The following is a 21,282-nucleotide window of genomic DNA, read 5'->3' as shown; positions in this document are numbered from 1 at the left end:
AGGGACCTATGCCGAAATTCGATGCAACCTTTGTTGGCTTCATCACCTTGGACATATCCGGCAGACATGTGGAGGCGCTCCCTGATGGTGGCGGGATCGCGTTTCTGGATGAAATCCGCATCAACCCTGCCGGAACCATTGGTGGCTCTGTGATGAATTGCGCCAAACTTGGTACGCGCACCACGGCCGTGTATTGCGTCGGCGAAGATGAAAAGGGCGACTTCATCCATGACGTTTTTGGGCGCATGGGGATCGACACCTCTTTGGCAATGCGCAGTCCGGATGTGGGGACATCCTCGACGATCCTACCAATCCGGCCCAATGGCGACAGGCCTTGCCTGCATTGTCGCGGTGCGTCTGAAGAGCTGTTCGTGCCGGAAGAGATGTTCGACGATGTTTGCGACACGAAGTTCCTGCATCACGGTGGCACTGGCTTTATCCGGGCCATGGAAAGTGGCCAAAGTGTCAAACTGTTGGCGCACGCCAAGAAGAAAGGTGTGGTCACGACGTTTGACCTGATCGGCCCGCATGAAGGCACCCTTGATCAGCTTAAACCGATGCTCCCGAATATCGACTATTTCATGCCCTCTATCGAAGAGGCGGAGTTCATTTCGGGCCTGACCAATCGCACCGATATTGCACAGTTCTTTATGGATCTTGGTGCCGGGACCTGCATCATCAAAACGGGCGCTGAGGGGTCGTTTATCAAGACCCCCGATACCGAGTTTCAGATGCCCGCTTTCAAGGTGCCGGTATCTGACACAACGGGCTGCGGTGACAGTTATTGCGGTGGTTTCATCGCGGGTCTGAACATGGGGTATGATCTGGAAGCGGCGTGTCGTCTGGGCACAGCAACCTCTGGATTGGTGGCGACGGGCTTGGGCTCTGATGCGGGTGTGGTCGATCTGGAAACGACGCTCGCGTTCATGGAAACTGCCGAAACGCTAATCTAACGCCAGAATTGCTTCGGCAAGGGCATCATCCAGCACCAGCTGAGACACCTGCGCGCCTTTGAGGACAGCACGGGTGGCCTGCGCTTTTTCCGGACCAGAAACCACCATGAAGCCCTGCATCCGCCGGAAATCTTCCCATTCGACGGCAAAAAGCCGGTCATCAAGCGGGCCTTTGATCTGCGCACCTTCCGCATCAAGGAAACGACCTACGACATTACACAAAGCGCCATGCGATTGGTAGTAGGCGACGTCTTCGGGCGTTGCGACTTTGAATTGCACAACATGGGCATCCGTGTTGCACGGGCTGGTAGAGAACACGGTCTTGGTGCAGCTTTTCAATTGCGCCAGCTGCTCTGCGATGATAGTCTCGGACCGCAGACTATCTGCCACCGCTTTGGTGGAGCACACCGCCGGCGCGTTCATATTGATGCAGATGCCGTCAAGGCGGCGGGCAATCTCGGATGTGCAGCGCTCTGAGCTCATGATCAAAGGGTTGGCCATCGAGCCCAGAAGCTGGATCACCTTTAGATGACCTTTGGGCCAATAGGGCACAACCTCGGCCAGAAGTGAGATGGTTTCCCCCCAGGACACGCCCACTATATCTTCAGCCTCAACAAAGTTGAGCAAGAGATGCGCACCGACTTCGCTGACCGCTTTGGTCAGGTCTTTCCCCTGAAGACCGTTTGCCGGCAACACATGAACTTCATCAACGGCAAAGCGGTCTTTCAGAGAATAGCAAAGCTCATTTATGCGCAGGTGATGCGGGTCGAGTTTTATCGCGATCAATCCTCGCTCCTTGGCGGCCCGCAAATAAGCAGCAACAGTGGGGCGCGATATATTCTGCGCGCGCGCCACTTCCCCTTGTGTGAGGCCACGCACGTAGTAAAGCCAGGCCGTTTCAGCGACGATCTCATCTGAAGGCTGCGCGCTGCGGCCTGCCTGTTTCGGCAGAGGGTGCGATGAGGTGAATTTCATTTTGCCATCATAGCTTCGTCGCCCTTTGTCGCAAGCGAGACACCAGGACCATATCTGATGGCCGGAAAAGCAGATACGGGCTGAATTTCCCGGTTGGCCCACTGACCATTTTGACCAAGCTCGCGTGCCATAAGGTCCACCAATTTGCGCGCCTCTTCAAGCCGGGCAATTGCTTCTTGTCGATGTTGCAAATGAACTCTCATAAGACTTTTTACAAAAGCAAAATAGGTTTGACAAAAAGAAAATCATTTGCTGATGTCTTTTTCAAAATTGTGATTGCGAGGATGGTTGATCGCCGATGGCCGACTTCTGGGGAACATACGAATTCAAGGCCGAAAACACGGCCGAGGCTGATGATTGGGCCAAAAGCATTGCGCGTGAGCAAACCATCGAATGTATCGATGAAGCTGTGCCACACGCCTTTATTCTTGATGAAGTGTTGGCCGACGTTGAGATGGTTGAGGATCAAGGGGGTGACATTTACCGCGTCCGCATTCGCTACAACTCCGACATTACGGGGGGCGAGCTGCCCCAGATGATGAATGTGCTTTACGGAAATTCGTCCATCCACGTGGCCGTGCGGCTGGTTGGGGTCGCGTTCTCGCCTGAAGTTGAGGCGATGTTTCCCGGGCCGCAATTCGGGGCTGCGGGGGTGCGTGACATCGTGGGCGGGTCCGGGCCGATGGTCTGCGCCGTGCTCAAGCCAATGGGGCTGACGCCCGAAGAATTGGCTGAACGGGCTTACCAATGCGTGCTGGGCGGGATCGATATGATCAAGGACGATCACAGCCTGGCCATGCAGCACTGGGCACCATTTGAACCCCGTGTCGAGGCCATTGCACAGGCCGTGGCAAAAGCGAATGCAGAGACAGGCAACAAAACGATCTACGCACCGTCGATGCTCTGTCCGGTCGACAAGCTCGAAGAGCGTGCCCGCTTTGCTGTCGACGCCGGTGCAGGGGGTATTTGCTGATGCCGGGGCTGACGGGCTACGATTCCGTTCGGTTTCTGGCTGGCACGCCGGAACTTTCGCGCCCGATCATGTATCACCCGTCAGGCATGGGTTCTTTTACCAATGCTGGCCTCAACGGCCTAAGCCATTCTGTGATGTATGCGATCTATCCGCGCCTGATGGGGGCCGACATTTCGATCTACCCAAGTTTCGGCGGGCGCTACGGTTTTTCCAAAGAACTTTGCATTCAGGTGGCCGAAGATTGCCGCGATCCGAATGGCCCCTTCAAACCCATTCTGCCGTCGCCCGGAGGTGGCATGAAGCTCGAACTCGCGCCCTTGCTTCGCGAGATGTACGGGCCCGACGCGGTGTTCCTTTTTGGAGGCGGAGCGATGCGCTATAAAGACCAGATCGCCAGCGGCATCCGAGAACTTAAAACCGCTCTGACAAGCGGATAAGAAATTCGCTGGCGATCTGGGCCGGATCATGTCGTCAGGTCCGTTTCCGGATGATCTGCAGCGGTTCGTATCAATCCATTTCGCCATCATCGCAAGGTTATTGTTGACTCTAATCAGAGTTTCGAATGTATCTGACTTCCTGAGGGGTTTTTATATTAGTTTATTGAAGGCGTGACTTATGAGTTTTGTTATTCGTGCTGCAGTTGCTGCGCATTTGATACTTCCCATTTTGCTGACCTCCATGGCATCTGCTGAAACCACTGAGCAAGGGCTTGCTCAGATGGACGCGGGTAATGTGTCTGAGGCTGCGGACAGTTTTGCCAAGGCTTATGATGCTGGCGACGCAGACGGTGCGTTTTATCTGGCGCGTTTGTTTGAGCTGGGTCTGGGAACCGAGCAAGACGAAGCGCGGGCAGCGAATTTATATGCGGCGGCGGCCGAGAAGGGCTCGGCCAAGGCGAAGGCCCGTTTGGGCCTGATGTACCACGAGGGGCGGGTGCTGCTGCGCGACTACGCAGAAGGCACGCGGCTGATCTGTGAAGCGGCAGAAGCAGGCGATCCGGATGGGCAGCTGAATTGCGGCTTGGCCTATCGCAGTGGGCGTGGGATTGAGAAAGATGAAGAACTGGGTTTGAAATTCATCCAGACTGCGGCCCTTCAGAACAGTGTTTTAGCGTTGAATGTGCTAGGACAATATTACCTTGGTGAAGGCGACAAGGTAAAGGCAGCAGAGTATCTGCTGAAAGCGGCGGATCAGGGCAATGCACTGGCGATGTACGAATATGCGCGGATCGTCAGCACAAATGAAACTCCGGACAATGCCAAGGCTTACACCTATGCCAGTCTTGCGGCGGTGCGCGGGCTTCCAGCCGCTAGCCAGCTGCTGAACGAGCTTGAGACGCGCATGGCGCCGGAAGATGTTCTGGCAGCGCAGAAAGCAGCGCGCGAATGGACAGAGACCCGTTTGGCCGAGGCACAGTAAATGACCCCGCGCGGTGCTGTGCTGGCATTTGCTTGCACGGCCTTGATGACCGGAACTGCCCAAGCGCAGGCGGCCTGCCTGCCGATCGACCGGATCGAGCTGACCGGCGTGTCGTTGCTGACAGCGGCCGAAGCGCAAACGGCTGTGGCCCCGTATAAAGGGCGCTGCATCGGCATTGAGGATATCAACAAGGCGTTGGAAGCGGTGACGTTGAGCTATGTCGAAAAGGGCTATGTGACAGCGCGGGCTTATCTGCCAGAACAGGATATCTCGGACCGGGTTCTAGATATTACCGTGGTCGAAGGCCGTCTGGCGGGTATTCGTTTTGATGGCGAGGAGAAACCGATTTGGGAAAAGATCGTATTTCCCAAGCAGGTCGGCAAGCCGGTGCAGCTGCGCGAGGTAGAGCAGGGGCTGGATCTGATCCGCTCCATGCCCGCCTATGATGCCCGGATGGAGATCGCTGCTGGCGAGGCCGAGGGAGAGTCGATTATCGATGTCGAGACGGTTGCGCCCAAGAAATGGACCTTGCGGGTTGGGACGAACAACTTTGGTTCACGGATCGATAATCGCAATCCGAGTGACCCCTCGACCCTATCTACTTATAGCGGCACGGTCGATCTGACCTTTGATCATTTGCTGGGTCTGAACGAAAGCTGGCGGCTGGGTCTGTCCCGCGGGACCGAGACCTTTCCATTCGATACATCTGATGGTGATTTTGCCACCCGCCGGACAGAGTTCGGCGTGAAATTCCCTTATGGTCCTTGGGAGTTGAACGCGCGCTATACCTGGTCGAGCTATTTTCTGTCGAGCTTCGGGACAATCAGTTTCATACCCTCTGATGGGGAAACTCAGGAAGCTGCAATCGGACTGTCCCGTGTGATCCATCGCAATCAGGACAGCAAGACGACTTTGGGCGGCACGCTTGAGTGGCGCGAGAATGAAGACCGCGTTGCAGATATTGTGATCGGGGCGTCGAGCCGCACGCTCAGCTCATTCCGGTTTGATCTGGAACATGAGCGGCTTTTCGATAATGCAACGCTGACAGCCCGTGTCGGGCTGGAGCGCGGGTTAAAGCTTTTCGGTGCGGAAGAGATCGAGAATGAGGCCCCCGGCCAGCCCGAAGCGCAGTTTACCCTGATCGATGCCGGGCTGGACTATCGGCGCAACTTCAAACTTGGGGAGCAGGTGCTGAGTTATAACGGCACCCTGCGCGGGCAATGGTCCTTTGACCAGCTTCATGGCAATTACCAGATGAATCTAGGTGGTGTGTCATCGGTGCGCGGCGTGTCGCGCGCACTTTTGTTCGGCGGGCGGGGCGTGTTGTCACGTAATGAGCTTGTCTGGTCTCCGAAGATCAACACCCCGAACTGGCTGGGCCAGATGCAGGTCTATGGCGCGCTTGATGTGGGCCGGATATTTGATGATTTTGCGGCCGTTCCGGGTACATTGTCCGGTGCCGCGTTTGGAGTACGCAGTTTCAGCAATAATCTATCGCTGGATTTGGGTTGGCACCAGGTGCTAAGCTTGCCGGATAACGTTGATGATCCGGGCGGGGAGCTTTTATTTTCAGTCAGCATGCGATTCTGAGGGGAAGTGCAGTGCAGATTAAGTCTATTTTGAATAATATAATTAGCTCGGCCATGATTGCGGCTCTGCTGATCCAGCCGGGTTTTGCACAGACGGTGGTAACGACCCCGGACGGGGTGGATGCGAATGCGACCTCGGCCAATGATGTGCCGATGGTGGTGATACAGACCCCGAACGGTCAGGGCGTTTCCCACAATGTTTTCGGTCAGTTTGATGTCGGCCCCGAAGGGTTGATCCTGAACAACAACGCCACGGGCGGCTTGGTGCAGACCGATCTGGGTGGCCTGATCGTGTCGAACCCGAACCTGAATGGTGGTGCGGCCTCGGTAATCCTGAACGAGGTGACGTCGCCCAACCCCTCGACCCTTGACGGATTTGTCGAGGTCGGTGGTGCGCAGGCGGATGTCATCATCGCCAACCCCTACGGGCTAAGCTGCAATGGTTGCGGTTTCCTTAACACCGGACAACTGACATTGACGACCGGGACGCCGACCTTTCAGGACGACAGCTTCACCGGCGTGTCCGTTGATGACGGTACGATTAGCGTGGGTGATCGTGGCCTTGATGCCAGCAGAGTCACAGCGTTCAACCTGATTTCCCGCCAACTTGTCGTGGATGGGCCGGTGACGGCGGGGGGCCGCATCCGGGTGATCGCGGGCCGCAACGACGTGATCTATGCGACCGGCGAAGTGATAGAGAAGGCCGATGACGGAAGTGCCAAACCGACGCTGGCGATTGACAGTTCGGTTCTGGGCGGGATGTATGCCGGGTCCATCGCCATCACCTCGACCGAGGATGGTGTGGGCGTGCGCGCGCCGCGCAACATGGCTGCAAGCGCTGGCGGTATGACGATCACCGCGGATGGTCGTCTGGTCCTTGGCAGGACGTCTTCATCGGGCAATACAGCTGTGCGGGCACGTGGTCCGGTTATCGTTGAAGAACAGGTCGCGTCACGCGGCGATGTGGCTATCACCAGTCTGGATCGTATTTTTCTGAACACGGGCAGCGTTGTTATTGCTGATCAGGCTCTGGCGCTTGAGGCCGGAGGCGACGTCGGCCTTGGAGCAGGCGCCGAGGCGTCGGGCAGTAGCATTGTTGTGACCACCTCGAACCGGCTTGAGCTGGGCGTGGGTAGCCGTCTGGCCTCGGCCGGATCGGTGAATGTAACCGCTGATTGGCTTGAGAATGAAGGTAATCTGGCTGCCAGCGGTGGCGATTTGCGGCTGGATATAGCCTCTGGGCTGGTGAATACCGGCGTGATTTATGGCGATGGCACAACGGCGATCCGCTCGGACGGGTCAGTGATCAACCGGAACGGGACAATCCTGTCACGCGGCACACTTAGCTTTGGCGGGCTGACCGGCACGGCCTTGGCCAGCCTTGAGAACCGCGACGGTGGCGTAATCGAGACGATCAACGGTGATTTGAATATAGCGGCGGCGACGATCCTGAACACTCGGCCCGATCCGGTAATTGACGGGCTGACAACAAACGGCCCCGATGGGACTGGCAACACTTGCCCGCTCGCGATCTGCGACACGACCAGCTACGACCCGGACGCGGATCTGCCATCGGGAGTGACCGAGGTTGGCGAAGCTTCCCAGATCATCTCGGGCGGGAACATTACCTTGACCGGCACCCGCGCCGAAAACCGCTATTCGCTGATTTCGGCGGCGGGGAACATAATCCTGAACCTGACCGAGCTGGAAAATATCGGTCTTGGTCTGTACGAGCCCGGTGCTGACCCTACGATGCTGACGCAGGTAGGCGCTGTCTTCGGCACGATTGAGGCCGGTGGTGGCATTGCAGGCAATGTCTCGGGTTATATCCGCAATGGTGCAGTCGAGGCCAATCTTGCGACGGCAGGCGGGGCCAGCGGCTCAGTTGACCCGTCTGATCTGGCCTCGGACCTGACCTCAAACGACTTGCTGCTTGTGACCACGGACCCGGATGCGGATTTCCTGATCGAAACCCGCGAAGAGTTCGTGAACCCGGAACTGTTTGTGTCGTCCGACTATTTCCTGCTGGCGGTGGGTCTTGATCCGGAAGAGGCGCAGAAACGTCTGGGTGATGCCTATGCCGAACTGTTGTATATTCGCAAACAGCTGCTGGCGCTTCTGGGCCTGCTGCGATTGGAGCCCGGCATTGATGAGGTCGCGCAAATCAAGGCGATGTATGACAATGCAGTCAATGCCTCGGTTGATCTTGATCTAACGCCGGGTGTGGCCCTGACCCCGCAACAACAAGCTGCGCTGAAAACTGACATCATCTGGCTGGAAGAGGTTCAAGTGGCCGGGCAGACCGTGCTGGCTCCGCGGGTCTATCTGGCGGATACCACCCGCTTTGCTTTGGCCGGTGGTGCCATTCTGCGCGGTGCGGATGTGAACCTGAGCACAGGCACGTTTGACAATGCCGGGACGGTTTTTGCCAGCGGCAATATCTCGATCCGAACGCAGGGCAATTTGACCAGCTCGGGCAGGATCGAAGGCGCGCAAGTGGCGCTGAGCGGCAGCAACGTCCAAATCGCCACTGCTCTGATCCGACGGGGAACAGGCGAACAAGTCTTTGCCGATGGCGCATTCGGGCAGGCCGAAGTGGTGTCGGGTGGTGATCTTGTGATCGCTGCTGCGCAGGATCTGACAATCGCCGGTACAAAGATTGACGCAGGAAACAACGCACAGCTTTTGGCAGGTGGTGATTTGAACATCACAGCCCCTGTTCTAGAGGCGAAGCGCGGCCGATCCTCAGGCAGTAACTACACCAGACGCGAGCAGGTCAGCGCGCTGACATCGTCCATCCGGGCAGGCGGGGATATCGCCTTGATCGCAGAAGGGGCCGCCGGGGTGCTGCTACAGGGCACGGATGTGGGCGCCGGTCGAAGCCTGATGGTCATCGCGCGGCAGGGTGATTTAACGATGGAGGCTGTCGCCAATCTTGCTTTCACCGACAAGGCGCGTAAATCCGGTGGGTTTTTCCGTAAGAAGATCCGCCGCGATCAGGTGTTTGATCTCAGCCATACGCCCGTGCAACTGGAAGCGCAGCAAATCGGGGTCATTGCGTCAGGCGATATTCTGGGACAAGCAACGTCCTTCAACATCCCCGGCACGGCTGAAGCTGCGGCGGGTGATCTGGCTATCCTGTCCGTCAATGCGGGTGTTGCGTTCAGCCATGTGGACAATATTCGGGCCGAACAACGCTACCGCAAGAAGGCATATCTTGGTGGGTTGTTCAAAACCTCAAGCGACCTGAGAACGCTGGTCAGCGATGTGCGCGGCTCCTCCGCTGACATTGCGGGCGATCTGGCGCTGAACTCCGCCGCTGATCTGACCCTGACAGCCGTGAATTATAACATCGGCGGTGCCTTCCGGACCGAGGTAGCTGGCACCACCTTTGTGCTGTCTGCCGTTGAGCTGGCCTATCGATCCATTGTGTCCCATTCCGACAATGGGTTGATTGTAACCGACAAACGCTCGGAAGAGTTCAAAGAAACGGTACAGCACAGCTGGATCAACGCGGCGGGCGGCGTGAATTTCGACCCGACCTCGCAGGTGGTCTTTGCAGGTGTGCGCAACCCGCTTTTGAACAGCGCCCACCCAGGGGCCTGGGTGCAAGACGCCGATGGCCGTCTGGCGATTGCCACAACCTATCTGCGCGATACCGATCCGACTATCAGCCAGACGGACGAAGCCACCACACCCGAAGTCTCCTGGCGCGAGGATACGGCCTGGGCCGAAGGCACGCTGACGCGCACCATGATGGAGCTGCCCGGCGCACAAGACGGTGCTGGCTATGCCTATATCCCCGGATTGGTGGCGCGCGATACGACCACCGTGGTTCCGCTTGAACTGGTCGAGTACCACTTCTCGGAAACCAAACGCTCGGTCTCGCCAGTTGCGATGGCTGTGTTCTCGATTGCGGTCGGTCAATGGGTCGGGCCGTGGCTGCAATCGGCGGGGCTGGTTACGGGCTCGCCTGCATTTGTCACGGGCTTCCTGGAAGGGTCTGCCGCGTCGGTGATCACACAAAGCGTCGCCGGGATTGTTTCTGGAGAGCTCGACCTGGAAGAGCTGCTCAAAAACGCGGCCTTCGCGGGCGTCAGTAAAGGCCTGACCGCGTCTGTGGACTTTGGTAAAATCAGTGGGGCTGGAAAGAACAGCCTGATCAAAAGCATCAAGCGGCTGCCGAATGATCCTGCGTCGATCCTGTCGCCTTATGTGTTGGTGGATGGCGTTGGGGACGCGGTGCTTAAGGCCGGGCTGACCTCGGCGGTCTATGACACATCGTTCAAGGATGCGTTCCGGGACTCGGCCAAGAGCTTCGCGTTGGAGCAAGCCCTTGCAGGCTTTCAGTTCGGCATCGGTGAGCAAGGACTGTCCGAGGGCAGCGCAGAACACGCCATCCTGCACGGCCTGGCAGGCTGTGCCTTCGCCGAAGCCACAGGCGCAGACTGCGCCGCCGGGGCGGCTGCCGCTGTGGCGCAGTCGCTTTATGCGGGGTCTGTACCGGGCACTGGGCCGATTGATGACATAGCAATCCAGAACCGTGCCGAGCTGATCGGCGCGTTTGTTGGTGCGGCGCTCTCGGGTGGCGATGCGGCAAACGTCACCGCTGGTGCCACAACGGCGAAGTCGGGAGTGGTTAACAACTACCTAACGCACCGCGAGGCTTACGCGCGTGAAGCTGCGCGTAAGGCTTTACGTGAGTGTCAGGAAAGCAATTGTAGCGCGGAAGAGCGCCGTATTCTCGAAAGCCAAATTGCAGAACTGAACGCACTTGATAATATGCGTGACCAGCATTTGCGTAATGTTTGTGAGGTGAACTCCACTGGTCCTGCTTGTACGGCTGCAGTTACCGAACTGGCGTATGCCCTTGAATTATACAAAGATCGCGCTGACCCGTTTGGCATTGGTGCTATCTCGGGTAATTTAGAACTTGACTACATTAATGCGCAAATACTGGCGCGTGATCTGGGCTACGGGTCCGAGACGATCCCCGGCGGCATGGTTACGGAGTGGGAGCAAAGCTTCGCATTTCTGGCCGAAAACCCAGAGGCATGGGCGGTTGTTCAGGCGCAGCGTGGTCAAGAGCATGCGCTTATCCTGACCTTGGATACAATGGGGCTTTTGGCTGCCGGGGCGACAGGCTTGCGTGTGTCCCCTGGTCAGCCGCGCGGTGCTCAGGCCGGGACAGCGCTTGGGACAGAGGCAGTAGTTGTTGGTCGATCGCAGTTTGTGCAAAGTGGGCGTATCCAACCTGGAACGACGGTACAGCTGAACCGGAATGTGATTACCCGCAGCGGCGATATTATCCCGGCGGGGTCCATTGTCACCGAGGCCGGGGGTGCCATCAAGATTGTATCGCCGAATGGCACTACGTTTACGGGACGTACTGCAAATGTGGTGTCCAGAACGCAAGTGGCGTTGCCAGCTCCAAATAGAGGAGTTCCAAAACCTGGTGAATACCTAAACGACTTCCAGCCCTCGCCGACACCGTTAGAACTCGTTCAAAATGCGGGGACTCAAGGGAGCAAGACTGCGACTATTAGATATGACCATATCATGGACGGGAACATAAACGGCAGAGGACAAGGAAGCGGTGGGCATTACCTTCGCTCTGATAACATTCGAGTTACAGAGTATACTACTGCGGCAGATGCAAACGGCGTGCGCTCTGGTATGATACAAGTGCGAGACCCCAATACAGGTGGGTGGGTGAATAAGTCTTCTGAGACAACATTTTATCCCGAAACTTGGACGAGACGACAAACCGTTCAGGAAATCGAAGGGGCTTTTGCCAACTCCACACCTATACAAAGCCCTACAGGCGGAGCAGCAAGTCAGTGGCAGGGTGTTTCGCCAAGTGGCGTCCCAATTCGGGGCTACTACACACGACCTGATGGTGGTGCAGCGACAGCATGGCCTGTACAAGGAGGTGGCTGATGATTTCAGGGACGATTGAACCATTTGAGCATGATGGGCAGATACACTTCACTAGTCACAGGCGAGATTTAGGTGGTCGCGTCTTAGCAGAGTGGTTTGACAATGATTTGGTGTCGAAGACGCAATTGATGCGCATAATGGAAACTGTAAATACTGCTTCTAAAGCACCTACCTCGGGAGGGTGGGTTTGGGGTGGGAATGCACATAATGTGTTTGTGTCTAACCAAAACATTTATGTAGAAAATGAGCACGTGGAAACTGATCGGGTCTTTATGACAAAAACTCAATTGTTAACCGCATTGGAAAAATTTCGAGGTTTCTTTGTCAATGAACGCCGTGATGAGTATTTTACGCCCGAAGTCATTGAAGTTGAGTTTGAAGCCGAAGGCGAAGTGGCCGAGAACAAATACCACGAACTCATGGAGTCACAAAACTCATGATGCCACATGCCAAAGGCTGGTTTGTCCGATTAGGTTTGTGATACCCCTTCCTCATAGACCAGCCTCTGCAACGCCTCGGTCACCACCTCCCCCATAGTTTGTTTTGTCTGTGCTGCGTAGATTTTGGCGTCCCAGAGGGTATCTGGGTCGATATTACGGATTGATGTTTTGGTCATGGAGCTGGTCATATCGGTGGGCGTGGGTTAGGTTAAAGCATGAATTTCCTGTGTCAGATCTTACGCTTATGCCTCATCATGTTGCTCTCGGCATTTGGCGCAAACATGGCTCTGGCAGTGCCGTTGGCGGCATCTGACATCACATATTTCCAAGCGGAAACCACACCCCCTACACAAGCCGATGATGTTCACTTTGCCGCACGTGCGCCGCCGTTGGAAGGGCAAGATGTTGCGATCACAGGCGGTGTTACTGTCATGCATGGGCAAGAATCGGCGGGGCTTATGACCCAAGCAACCCCGGCATTCGTTACCGGCTTCCTGGAAGGGTCTGCTGCATCAGTGATCACACAAAGCGTCGCCGGGATTGTTTCTGGAGAGCTCGACCTGGAAGAGCTGCTCAAAAACGCGGCCTTCGCGGGCGTCAGTAAAGGCCTGACCGCGTCTGTGGACTTTGGTAAAATCAGTGGGGCTGGAAAGAACAGCCTGATCAAAAGCATCAAGCGGCTGCCGAATGATCCTGCGTCGATCCTGTCGCCTTATGTGTTGGTGGATGGCGTTGGGGACGCGGTGCTTAAGGCCGGGCTGACCTCGGCGGTCTATGACACATCGTTCAAGGATGCGTTCCGGGACTCGGCCAAGAGCTTCGCGTTGGAGCAAGCCCTTGCAGGCTTTCAGTTCGGCATCGGTGAGCAAGGACTGTCCGAGGGCAGCGCAGAACACGCCATCCTGCACGGCCTGGCAGGCTGTGCCTTCGCCGAAGCCACAGGCGCAGACTGCGCCGCCGGGGCGGCTGCCGCTGTGGCGCAGTCGCTTTATGCGGGGACGTTGGAGGGGGAAGGGCCAGTCAACAGGCAGAAGGCGTTGAATCAAGCCGAGCTGATCGGGGCTTTCGCTGGCGCGTTTGCCTCGGGTGGTAACGCGGAAAACGTCACAGTGGGAGCGACCGCAGCGAAATCGGGTCTAAAAAATAACTACCTCAGCCATTCCGAAAACATTCATGTAGGTTTTTTGAGAGAGCATTGCCTTGGTGGTGATCCTGAGTCCTGTGTTCAGTTAGATGCATTTCGGGAGATCAGTGAGAAGCGTGATCAACAGCTTGAAGATTGTGTTGGTTCAACAAGTTCTACCTGTCGAATGGCACGGGCAGAGGTAAGGCGCGTTGCAGCTGAGCATTTTGAACATATTGCACTTGGAGGTCAGCCTCTCGACCCGCTTTCTCTTGCAATTATGAACTCAGCGATTCAGCAATCCTATCAATACCATGTCGATGGTGACCCAGAGCTTGAGTCCTACACATCTTCTATTGATTCAGGGCTTCTGGATGATCGTCAACGGGAACTACTGAGAGTCGCGAACGCCATGCGTATAGGTAATCGCGATGGTATGGCGGTTGGCGCTGCTGCTATGGCTGGCGGGACTACAACAATAGCACTCTTTCTCGCGCAAGATTTCAGGACGCCTTCTAAGGCTGCCTCTATACGTTCTGCGTCAAGATATGCACCAACCACACCTAGAACATCGACACGATTGCTATGGGGGCGTTGGGGTGATTATCCGAAGCAGATTGTTTTGGGTCCGAATGGCCCACAGGAGTTTGCGGTAATCGGGAATAGGTTATATTCGCAACATGCTGTTGCTCGGATGCAACCGAGTGGGCAAAGGTATTCGTCTGGTCCTCCGGTTGAGGGCATCCGAGCGCCATTAACGGGGCAACCATCTAGATATGTTAACCGACCTGGTATTCAGACTTTTGACGGAAACAGTACAATTCGGGGCCGCTCTATCCCTCCAGCTTATGTTGATAATATCATAGACACTATTATACCAACTCAACCTGTAGCGGGTGGTAATCTATATTATAGATCAGGTAACCTGAATGTGGTTGTGAGTCCTAACGGCCGACGCGTCATCAGTATCTTGGATCAGCACTGATGGCCCTTCCTGGTTACAAGGACGTTTTGGAAATTATCAATCGTTTCCGAAATAGGGAAATAGATTTTACCGAATTTTCTCAGTGGATGCGAGGTGTTTCAACGATCGGGTATGAGCTTGGTTATGAAGGGGATTTTTATGTTGATATGGATAATTGGCTTGAATATATCGAGTATTATTACCCAGACGAAGATCGGTATGATCTTGGCTGTTCGCTTGGCGTATTCATCGAAGATGCGATAATAAACGAGCCACGCCCGCTAAAGTTACCACAAAATAATCGAGTAATTCGAGAGCAATTCCAAAGGAAATAAGTAACGGTGCCACGCCTAATAAATACCGTCCTCGCTGTCTTATTATGCGTGGCATTTTGGGCTAACGCTGCATTTTCCATTCCAAAACATCCGCCCTTGCGCACGGACGCCGCACAAGCCGAGACTTTGCTCAAGAACGCGGCTTTCGCGGGCGTCAGTAAAGGCCTGACCGCGTCTGTGGATTTTGGCAAAATCACCGGGGCTGGGAAGAACAGCCTGATCAAAAGCATCGAGCGCCTGCCAAATGCGCCTCCTGCGATCCTGTCGCCTTATGTATTGGTGGATGGCGTTGGGGACGCGGTGCTTAAGGCCGGGCTGACCTCGGCGGTCTATGACACATCGTTCAAGGATGCGTTCCGGGACTCGGCCAAGAGCTTCGCGTTGGAGCAAGCCCTTGCGGGCGTTCAGTTCGGCATCGGTGAGCAAGGACTGTCCGAGGGCAGCGCAGAACACGCCATCCTGCACGGCCTCGCCGGCTGCGCTTTCGCCGAAGCCTCGGGTGCAGATTGTGCCGCCGGGGCTGCCGCCGCTGTGGCGCAATCGATCTATGCGGGCGGTCTGGACGGTACCAACCTGTCCAACACCCAACAAGCCAACCGCGCCGAACTGATCGGAGCATTTGTCGGCGCCGCGCTCTCAGGTGGCGATGCGGCCAACGTCACAGCGGGTGCCACGACAGCGAAGTCAGGCATACAAAACAATCGCCAGTTGCACGTGACCGAAGTGCAAATGATCCGCGAGAACGCGCAGGCCTATGCCGACCTGCTTGGGATATCGCTGGAAGAGGCAATCGCCCGCCTGACCGCAGAAACCTTGCGCGGTGTTTCAGATGATTTCGACTATCTGGAGGAAGACACTGAAGCTCGCGCTTTCTTGAACTCTCTGCGTGGTGACGGCCCCACCCTCAATGGCCAGACCCTGTTCGGGGTCCTCGACCGCGACGGGGCAGAGTACCGCAACTCTACCATTAATATGTTTGACCTTGGGCAAACCTATGCCGCGTATGATCTGCTGGATCGGGAATCGTTGTCGCAAGGCTCGGCGGTTTATACGGCAGCTGAAGGTGTCGCGTATGATCTGCTGCCATTTGAAGGCACTTATAGCCGCACCGAACTGATCGGATATCTCTGGGCGAACAAGGTTTGGGGGGATGCCTATTCGTCCGAAAGCCATCGAATGTTGCGGGATTATGACTATCAGGACCAGTTGCTTGAGGAGGGGGCCTACGGCTCATTAGCGGAACTTCAGGACGCAGCAATACGGTTTGAAGGTATTGCTGCTGGATTGGGTGTGCGAAGCGGAGCAGCGGTTGTCCATGGCCATCAGGCAGGGCTCGTGTCGTTCGGGGATCTCTGGGGGGATGGGATCAACGACGACGGCACGCTGAACATCATCACTGTCCTTCACGGCCGAAATCTGCAGGCATTGGGCGCAGCTGGGGCCGCAGGCGCGCTGGCGACGAGGGTGAGAGCGGGACAGCCGAGGGTTGGTGGGTCAAATGATGGGCTTGTCATTCCTTCCATTCGGGAGATTCCTACTTGGCGCGGAAGTGGCCCTCGTGATGGTGTCCTTGGTTTGAATAGCAAATCGAAATCCAATTCTGCTCTTCGTAACTTTAATCCAAACGAAGCGGTAGAGTTTGTATTTGACCCAACTACTTCAACTTTCTTGGTCAGGGCTCCTTCAAGTCCAGTTAAGCATTCAATTCTAGCGGATTCGATAGGAGCGCCACGCGATCAAGTAGTTGGCGGGCTTCTCAGTAGAGGACCAAATGGCAAGCTTTCAACGAATGAAGCTTCAGGTCACTTCCATCAAAATTGGACACCCGAACTTCGAACTCAATTTACCGAGACTATGAGGCGTTATGGTTTGGAAATTAACCACAGAGCTGGTCTATGATGGATAAAATAATTGACTCCCAAACTTCTGATCGCACTCTTGGTTTCGATCCTGAAACTCAGTCATGGATAGTAGTCGTAAATGAGGAAAAATATTCAGTTGGCGACGAAAATGATCAGGCAACCCTTGCTGTATTGCCTTTTTTGGAAACACCAATCGCTGAGTTTGAACAAGTTATATCTATTTTTTTACAGGAGAACCCAATGTTAACTTTTCCCTATGCAACCTTTGTTCATGCGGGTTTCAAGCATGGTTCACCCCATTGGACAGAGTGTTCTCTTCATTGGCTTGCTGGATTAAAAAATCTAACTACTTCTGATTTTTCAAAGGAATTGCAAACAGTTATCCGAGAGAAGAAGAGATACAGCCAAAAGATGCGCCATTTAGCAATGAAGCTATTGCATAGGACGTAATCCTATTCAATTTTGGGGAAAGCCCTGCCTGAATATAGAACTGTTTTGGGCAGCAAAATTTGAGAAAGGTGAAAGTTTCAAAGCTTCTTCTACGAACCAAACCTTTTGATTGACCTCATCGGGGGTGCGACCCTAATGGCTTTGTTTATTGACCTTATTGCGCAGGGGTATCCTTATGACCCAAAAATAGTTTCTGGATACTCAGATGTTGAGCTACAACAGATTGAGAAACTTTATGATATTTCTCTGACGGGAGTTTTTGGGCAGTTCTTATCCGAAATGGGAAGGTCAGACGGCGGTCTCATAGGTGATGATCCAATTATTCTATATCGTTCAGCATGGAACGTCAGAGCGCAAATCTTGCACCAAGTTACATTCTTTGGTGACATGCAAAATGCTGGGCATTTTGGCTACCTTAGTGGACAGCCGTTCACCTTTTCTTGCGAAAGTGAAACGCAGCATTTTTTCTTACGGACTTCTTCCGATCTGCCAGATCATGTTTATCGCTATGACGAAAACAACGGGGTTGTAAGCGACACCGGCCTCAGTTTTCTGGAATACATGAAGCAAACAGTGCAGGTGTGGGGCTTAAAAAATACCGTAATATGTCGTGGTGAACTACTGATTATTTGACGTTCACTTTCATTGCTACAAAGTATAGTTTTTTCTCTTTATGGTTGAGTTATGACATTACGCATTCGTATTCTTCTGATGGGCATCTTGCTTCTGGGGCTCACGCCTATGTATGCAAAACCCACCCATGAATATACCGACACCGAAGCCCGCGCCTTCTTGGACAATCTGCGCGGTGACGGGATATCGCTTGATAACCAAAACCTGTTCGCGATATTGGATCGGGGCGGGATCGAATACCAAAACTCTACCATCAATATGTTTGATCTTGGCGAGACCTATGCGGCGTATGATTTGCTGGATCGGGAATCGTTGTCGCAAGGCTCGGCGGTTTATACGGCAGCTGAAGGTGTCGCGTATGATCTGCTGCCATTTGAAGGCACTTATAGCCGCACCGAACTGATCGGAGCTTTCGTTGGGGCCGGACTCTCAAGCGGCAACGCTGACAATGTCACCGCCGGTGCCACAACGGCTAAGTCGGGAGTGATTAACAACTATCTAACTCACCGCGAGGCTTACGCACGTGAAGCTGCGCGCAAGGCATTACGTGAGTGTCAGGAAAGCAATTGTAGCGCGGACGAGCGTCGCATTCTCGAAAGCCAAATTGCTGAGTTGGATGCGCTTGATAGTGTGCGTGACCAGCATTTGCGTAATGTATGCGAGGCGAACTCAACTGGTTCTGCTTGCACCGCAGCGGTTACTGAATTGGCGTATGCCCTTGAATTATACAAGGATCGCGCTGACCCGTTTGGTATTGGTGCCATCGCGGGCAATTTGGAGCTTGATTACATCAATGCGCAAATACTGGCGCGTGATCTGGGCTACGGGTCCGAGACGATCCCCGGCGGTATGGTTGTGGAGTGGGAACAAAGCTTCGCATTTCTGGCCGAAAACCCAGAGGCATGGGCGGTTGTTCAGGCGCAGCGTGGTCAAGAGCATGCGCTTATCCTGACCTTGGATACAATGGGGCTTTTGGCTGCCGGGGCGACAGGCTTGCGTGTGTCCCCTGGTCAGCCGCGCGGTGCTCAGGCCGGGACAGCGCTTGGGACAGAGGCCGCGATTGTTGGCCGGTCGCAATTTGTTCAAAGCGGGCGTATGCAGCCTGGAACGACGGTACAGCTGAACCAGAATGTGATTACCCGTAGCGGTGATATTATACCGGCGGGGTCCATTGTCACCGAGGCCGGGGGTGCCATCAAGATTGTATCGCCGAATGGCACTACGTTTACGGGACGTACTGCAAATGTGGTGTCCAGAACGCAAGTGGCGTTGCCAGCGCCGAATAACGTACCAATCAGAAATAGAGCCGCTGAAAGAGTTACGTGGACGGATGAAGGCGCTAGGTGTTTAGTCCCGGCATGTGGTGGGTCGGATCGACATTGAAGCGTTCCGGTTCGGTTGTCCAGATTTTGCAGATGTATTCGAATGGTGTGAGGCCTTGCAGCGTCTTCAATCGGCGTGCGTAATTGTAGGCTGCAATGAAGTCGGTGACGTGCGTTTCAAGCTGTGAATGTGTGTCATAGTGATATCGCTTGACCGTCGCCTCTTTGATTGTCCGGTTCATGCGTTCAACCTGGCCGTTCGTCCACGGATGGTTCACCTTTGTCAGGCGGTGGTCGATCTCGTGCTCGCGACAAACGCGATCAAAGATGTGCTCGAATGCGGATGTGTCCTGTTTGCGATTGGTGAACTGGATGCCGTTATCCGTCAGGATCGTGTGGATCCTGTATGGCACGGCGGCAATTAGATTGCGCAGGAATTGGGCGGCAATCATCTTGCCCGCCTTCTCATGCAGCTCGACATAGGCAAACTTGGAGGTTCGGTCGATGGCCACGAACAAACGGATCTTCCCCTCTCCAGTGCGTACTTCTGCGATGTCAATGTGGAAATAGCCAATCGGGTAACGTTTGAACTTCTTCTTCGGCTTGTCGCCCTCTTCTTCGGCTTGTCGCCCTCGACATCTGGAAGACGGCTGATCCCATGCCGCTGCAAGCACCGATGCAATGATGATCGGGTGAGATGCGGAATGCTGGGCTGCAGCGCATAGAGACAATCATCCAGAGGCAGCAGCGTGTGCCGCCGGAACGCGACGATGACGGCTTCCTCTTCGATGCTGAGAACCGTGGAATGGGCTTCCTTCGGCCCCATAGCAGCGTCTTGAACGCTGTCACGCTTGCGCCACTTTGCGACGGTCTTGACGTTGATGCCCAGTTCCCGACTCAGCGCCGCGTTCGAAGCTTGCGATCGCTGTATGAGAGCTCGGACGGCGTGCGTGGTCTTGGCGCTCCCGTGAAGAATTTGTCCCATAGTTCACCCTTCTGATGGTCACAAATCAGTAGACCACCACATGCCGGGACTAAACAGCTAGCCAGCTTGTCCGCGTCTTCCTCATTGTGATGCGCCAAGCCCTTCACATATTGCTGCATGACGGTGAGGCGCCTGGTGATGTGGAACCAGTCGAGGATGTGTTCCGAGGCCGGGGCCATATACATAGCCATGTTGATGACGGTGTCACCGCCATCGGTCATTAACGTCACCGGCTGGTTCTCTTGCCATCCCTGATCTTTCAAGACCTTATGCAGTCGACGTTTTGGCTTGGCATCATGGCTTTGCACGAGGCCAAGATACCGGCTCGGCCGATCCGTCGGAATCGATTTTCCCACTGTCACTTCGAAATGTGACTGTCCGCGCTCTCTTGATTTCACATAGCCGCCGTCGATGCCGACCGTGATTGGCCCTTCGGGGTTGGGAAGCTGCGCCCGTTGGAGCGCGCTGGTTTCGATGAAACTGAACCGCTCATCGGCCAGTTCAGCTTCCATACGTGTGGCGGTACGCCCAAGGTGCCTGCGGATCGTATCCGGGCTCAATCGGGCGCTAATCGGCAGAACGTCCTTTATTTGCAGCATCTCTAATATTCTCAGCACCTGGAACAAGCGCTCCCCATACAATAACCAATACTCTGGTAGTTTCCAAAGAGTACTTAATTATTTTATCAAGAGTTTGTTTGAGTTTACTACGATCATCATTTGGGCCACCGCAGTTTCCGTTTCCACCACCAGAACCAGTTCCTTCGGTTGGTGCTGCTTCCCCGTCTGATCCGCTTACATTGAAATTATAAAGAGCGGCCGTAATTGCTGCTGTGAGACCCAAAACGCCTTGATTGACATTATTTTGAGCAAAGGCACCAGCGGCGGCGGAGGCTGCGCCATTTCGAGCAAGACCCAAAGAAGAAAGTCCAGAAGGATCAACAAACGTATAGGGATCATTTTCGACATACGAATATAGATTGAGGTCTCCTGCAATAAATCCAGTTAGATCTCTCGCAATAAACTGGCCCAGCACGGGATCGTAATAGCCGTAGGGCTGCACCAGCGTTCCCTGCGTCTGACCGGTGTCCGCCAGGAACGCGGTCTCGCAGGGTGCGGGGATGTCGCCCAGCAGCGTCTGAAGAACGTCCCGTGGGTCGACGAAGACCTCTTCGCCATTGCCAAGCTCGCTCACCCGGTTCAGTAGCTCAAAGGTTAACGGGTCTGTGGACGAAGCAACCCCTCCGTAGAGAAACTCCACATCGGGCAGCGGCAGCGCTTCAACATCGCCCACCGTCAGGCCAGCGGCGGCCAGCACCA

Annotated in this window: 17 protein-coding genes and 2 pseudogenes; 13 read left to right on the top strand and 6 right to left on the bottom strand. The window is 55.0% G+C overall.

Going from position 1 to position 21,282, the window contains the following annotated elements; genetic code table 11:
• The first annotated feature begins 8 nt into the window (after positions 1-8).
• The gene (locus tag ACZ1HF_RS16005; RefSeq protein WP_472658444.1) at positions 9-953 is read left to right on the top strand and encodes a carbohydrate kinase family protein; all 945 of its coding nucleotides are present in this window, start codon (positions 9-11) and stop codon (positions 951-953) included.
• On the opposite strand, the gene ACZ1HF_RS16000 is transcribed toward ACZ1HF_RS16005, so the two are convergent.
• Together ACZ1HF_RS16000 and ACZ1HF_RS15995 are read right to left on the bottom strand one after the other, a co-directional pair.
• The gene (locus tag ACZ1HF_RS16000; RefSeq protein WP_472658443.1) at positions 945-1,928 is read right to left on the bottom strand and encodes a sugar-binding transcriptional regulator; all 984 of its coding nucleotides are present in this window, start codon (positions 1,926-1,928) and stop codon (positions 945-947) included. The two genes, ACZ1HF_RS16005 and ACZ1HF_RS16000, sit on opposite strands and share 9 nt — an antisense overlap.
• Complete coding sequence (locus ACZ1HF_RS15995; protein ID WP_472658442.1) at positions 1,925-2,119, bottom strand: hypothetical protein; 195 nt, start codon at positions 2,117-2,119, stop codon at positions 1,925-1,927. The genes ACZ1HF_RS16000 and ACZ1HF_RS15995 overlap by 4 nt, the downstream gene beginning before the upstream one ends.
• Before the next feature lie 107 nt (positions 2,120-2,226).
• On the opposite strand from ACZ1HF_RS15995, the gene ACZ1HF_RS15990 reads away from it, so the two are divergent.
• The 6 genes from ACZ1HF_RS15990 (at position 2,227) to ACZ1HF_RS15965 (ending at position 12,289) form a co-directional block, all read left to right on the top strand.
• Complete coding sequence (locus ACZ1HF_RS15990) at positions 2,227-2,901, top strand: RuBisCO large subunit C-terminal-like domain-containing protein (RefSeq protein ID WP_472658441.1); 675 nt, start codon at positions 2,227-2,229, stop codon at positions 2,899-2,901.
• Positions 2,901-3,338, top strand: coding sequence for a hypothetical protein (locus ACZ1HF_RS15985; RefSeq protein ID WP_472658440.1), 438 nt, complete (start codon positions 2,901-2,903; stop codon positions 3,336-3,338). Before ACZ1HF_RS15990 ends, ACZ1HF_RS15985 begins: the two co-directional genes overlap by 1 nt.
• A gap of 178 nt (positions 3,339-3,516) precedes the next feature.
• Positions 3,517-4,320 carry a tetratricopeptide repeat protein gene (locus tag ACZ1HF_RS15980; protein ID WP_472658439.1) on the top strand — a complete coding sequence of 268 codons (804 nt, stop codon included), beginning with the start codon at positions 3,517-3,519 and terminating at the stop codon, positions 4,318-4,320.
• Positions 4,321-5,910 (top strand): ShlB/FhaC/HecB family hemolysin secretion/activation protein, encoded by a 1,590-nt coding sequence (locus tag ACZ1HF_RS15975; RefSeq protein ID WP_472658438.1) that lies wholly within the window; start codon positions 4,321-4,323, stop codon positions 5,908-5,910.
• 11 nt (positions 5,911-5,921) lie between these two features.
• Complete coding sequence (locus tag ACZ1HF_RS15970) at positions 5,922-11,849, top strand: two-partner secretion domain-containing protein (RefSeq protein WP_472658437.1); 5,928 nt, start codon at positions 5,922-5,924, stop codon at positions 11,847-11,849.
• Entirely contained in the window at positions 11,849-12,289 is a 441-nt protein-coding gene (locus ACZ1HF_RS15965) for a hypothetical protein (protein WP_472658436.1), read from the top strand. The genes ACZ1HF_RS15970 and ACZ1HF_RS15965 overlap by 1 nt, the downstream gene beginning before the upstream one ends.
• Positions 12,290-12,318: 29 nt before the next feature.
• Here the strand turns inward: ACZ1HF_RS15965 and ACZ1HF_RS15960 are convergent, their stop codons facing one another.
• Positions 12,319-12,465, bottom strand: a complete 147-nt coding sequence (locus ACZ1HF_RS15960) for a hypothetical protein (protein ID WP_472658435.1) — start codon at positions 12,463-12,465, stop codon at positions 12,319-12,321.
• Positions 12,466-12,570: 105 nt separating this feature from the next.
• Here ACZ1HF_RS15960 and ACZ1HF_RS15955 point away from each other — a divergent pair, with 105 nt between their 5' ends.
• From ACZ1HF_RS15955 to ACZ1HF_RS15930, 6 genes are all read left to right on the top strand, one after another.
• A complete protein-coding gene (locus ACZ1HF_RS15955; protein WP_472658434.1) occupies positions 12,571-14,397 on the top strand; it encodes a DUF637 domain-containing protein in 1,827 nt (608 codons plus the stop codon).
• The gene (locus tag ACZ1HF_RS15950; RefSeq protein WP_472658433.1) at positions 14,397-14,711 is read left to right on the top strand and encodes a hypothetical protein; all 315 of its coding nucleotides are present in this window, start codon (positions 14,397-14,399) and stop codon (positions 14,709-14,711) included. The genes ACZ1HF_RS15955 and ACZ1HF_RS15950 overlap by 1 nt, the downstream gene beginning before the upstream one ends.
• Before the next feature lie 96 nt (positions 14,712-14,807).
• The gene (locus tag ACZ1HF_RS15945) at positions 14,808-16,610 is read left to right on the top strand and encodes a polymorphic toxin type 43 domain-containing protein (protein ID WP_472658432.1); all 1,803 of its coding nucleotides are present in this window, start codon (positions 14,808-14,810) and stop codon (positions 16,608-16,610) included.
• On the top strand, positions 16,607-17,023 hold the full coding sequence (locus ACZ1HF_RS15940) for a hypothetical protein (RefSeq protein ID WP_472658431.1): 417 nt from the start codon (positions 16,607-16,609) through the stop codon (positions 17,021-17,023). Before ACZ1HF_RS15945 ends, ACZ1HF_RS15940 begins: the two co-directional genes overlap by 4 nt.
• A 135-nt stretch (positions 17,024-17,158) precedes the next feature.
• Entirely contained in the window at positions 17,159-17,656 is a 498-nt protein-coding gene (locus ACZ1HF_RS15935; protein ID WP_472658430.1) for a hypothetical protein, read from the top strand.
• A 51-nt stretch (positions 17,657-17,707) separates the two neighbouring features.
• Positions 17,708-19,039 (top strand): DUF6862 domain-containing protein, encoded by a 1,332-nt coding sequence (locus ACZ1HF_RS15930; RefSeq protein WP_472658429.1) that lies wholly within the window; start codon positions 17,708-17,710, stop codon positions 19,037-19,039.
• On the opposite strand, the pseudogene ACZ1HF_RS15925 reads toward ACZ1HF_RS15930, so the two are convergent.
• From ACZ1HF_RS15925 to ACZ1HF_RS15915, 3 genes and pseudogenes are all read right to left on the bottom strand, one after another.
• Positions 18,996-19,963: pseudogene (locus ACZ1HF_RS15925) on the bottom strand (IS481 family transposase). The gene ACZ1HF_RS15930 and the pseudogene ACZ1HF_RS15925 sit on opposite strands and share 44 nt — an antisense overlap.
• Positions 19,964-20,022: 59 nt before the next feature.
• Positions 20,023-20,553: pseudogene (locus ACZ1HF_RS15920) on the bottom strand (ISKra4 family transposase); the annotation flags it as partial.
• Complete coding sequence (locus ACZ1HF_RS15915) at positions 20,531-21,025, bottom strand: RHS repeat-associated core domain-containing protein (RefSeq protein ID WP_472659068.1); 495 nt, start codon at positions 21,023-21,025, stop codon at positions 20,531-20,533. The pseudogene ACZ1HF_RS15920 and the gene ACZ1HF_RS15915, both read right to left, overlap by 23 nt.
• Positions 21,026-21,282 lie beyond the last annotated feature (257 nt).

The sequence above is a fragment of the Litoreibacter sp. GN1-5 genome (assembly GCF_055693805.1).
This window is presented reverse-complemented; position numbering and strand designations above follow the sequence as displayed.

Excerpts from the sequence above, each read along its gene's own strand:
- ACZ1HF_RS15960 (WP_472658435.1), bottom strand. The coding sequence starts at position 12,465 with ATGACCAAAACATCAATCCGTAATATCGACCCAGATACCCTCTGGGAC.
- ACZ1HF_RS16000 (WP_472658443.1), bottom strand. The coding sequence starts at position 1,928 with ATGAAATTCACCTCATCGCACCCTCTGCCGAAACAGGCAGGCCGCAGC.
- ACZ1HF_RS15975 (WP_472658438.1), top strand. The coding sequence starts at position 4,321 with ATGACCCCGCGCGGTGCTGTGCTGGCATTTGCTTGCACGGCCTTGATG.
- ACZ1HF_RS15940 (WP_472658431.1), top strand. The coding sequence starts at position 16,607 with ATGATGGATAAAATAATTGACTCCCAAACTTCTGATCGCACTCTTGGT.
- ACZ1HF_RS15935 (WP_472658430.1), top strand. The coding sequence starts at position 17,159 with ATGGCTTTGTTTATTGACCTTATTGCGCAGGGGTATCCTTATGACCCA.
- ACZ1HF_RS15985 (WP_472658440.1), top strand. The coding sequence starts at position 2,901 with ATGCCGGGGCTGACGGGCTACGATTCCGTTCGGTTTCTGGCTGGCACG.
- ACZ1HF_RS15930 (WP_472658429.1), top strand. The coding sequence starts at position 17,708 with ATGACATTACGCATTCGTATTCTTCTGATGGGCATCTTGCTTCTGGGG.
- ACZ1HF_RS15950 (WP_472658433.1), top strand. The coding sequence starts at position 14,397 with ATGGCCCTTCCTGGTTACAAGGACGTTTTGGAAATTATCAATCGTTTC.
- ACZ1HF_RS16005 (WP_472658444.1), top strand. The coding sequence starts at position 9 with ATGCCGAAATTCGATGCAACCTTTGTTGGCTTCATCACCTTGGACATA.
- ACZ1HF_RS15955 (WP_472658434.1), top strand. The coding sequence starts at position 12,571 with ATGGCTCTGGCAGTGCCGTTGGCGGCATCTGACATCACATATTTCCAA.
- ACZ1HF_RS15980 (WP_472658439.1), top strand. The coding sequence starts at position 3,517 with ATGAGTTTTGTTATTCGTGCTGCAGTTGCTGCGCATTTGATACTTCCC.
- ACZ1HF_RS15990 (WP_472658441.1), top strand. The coding sequence starts at position 2,227 with ATGGCCGACTTCTGGGGAACATACGAATTCAAGGCCGAAAACACGGCC.
- ACZ1HF_RS15965 (WP_472658436.1), top strand. The coding sequence starts at position 11,849 with ATGATTTCAGGGACGATTGAACCATTTGAGCATGATGGGCAGATACAC.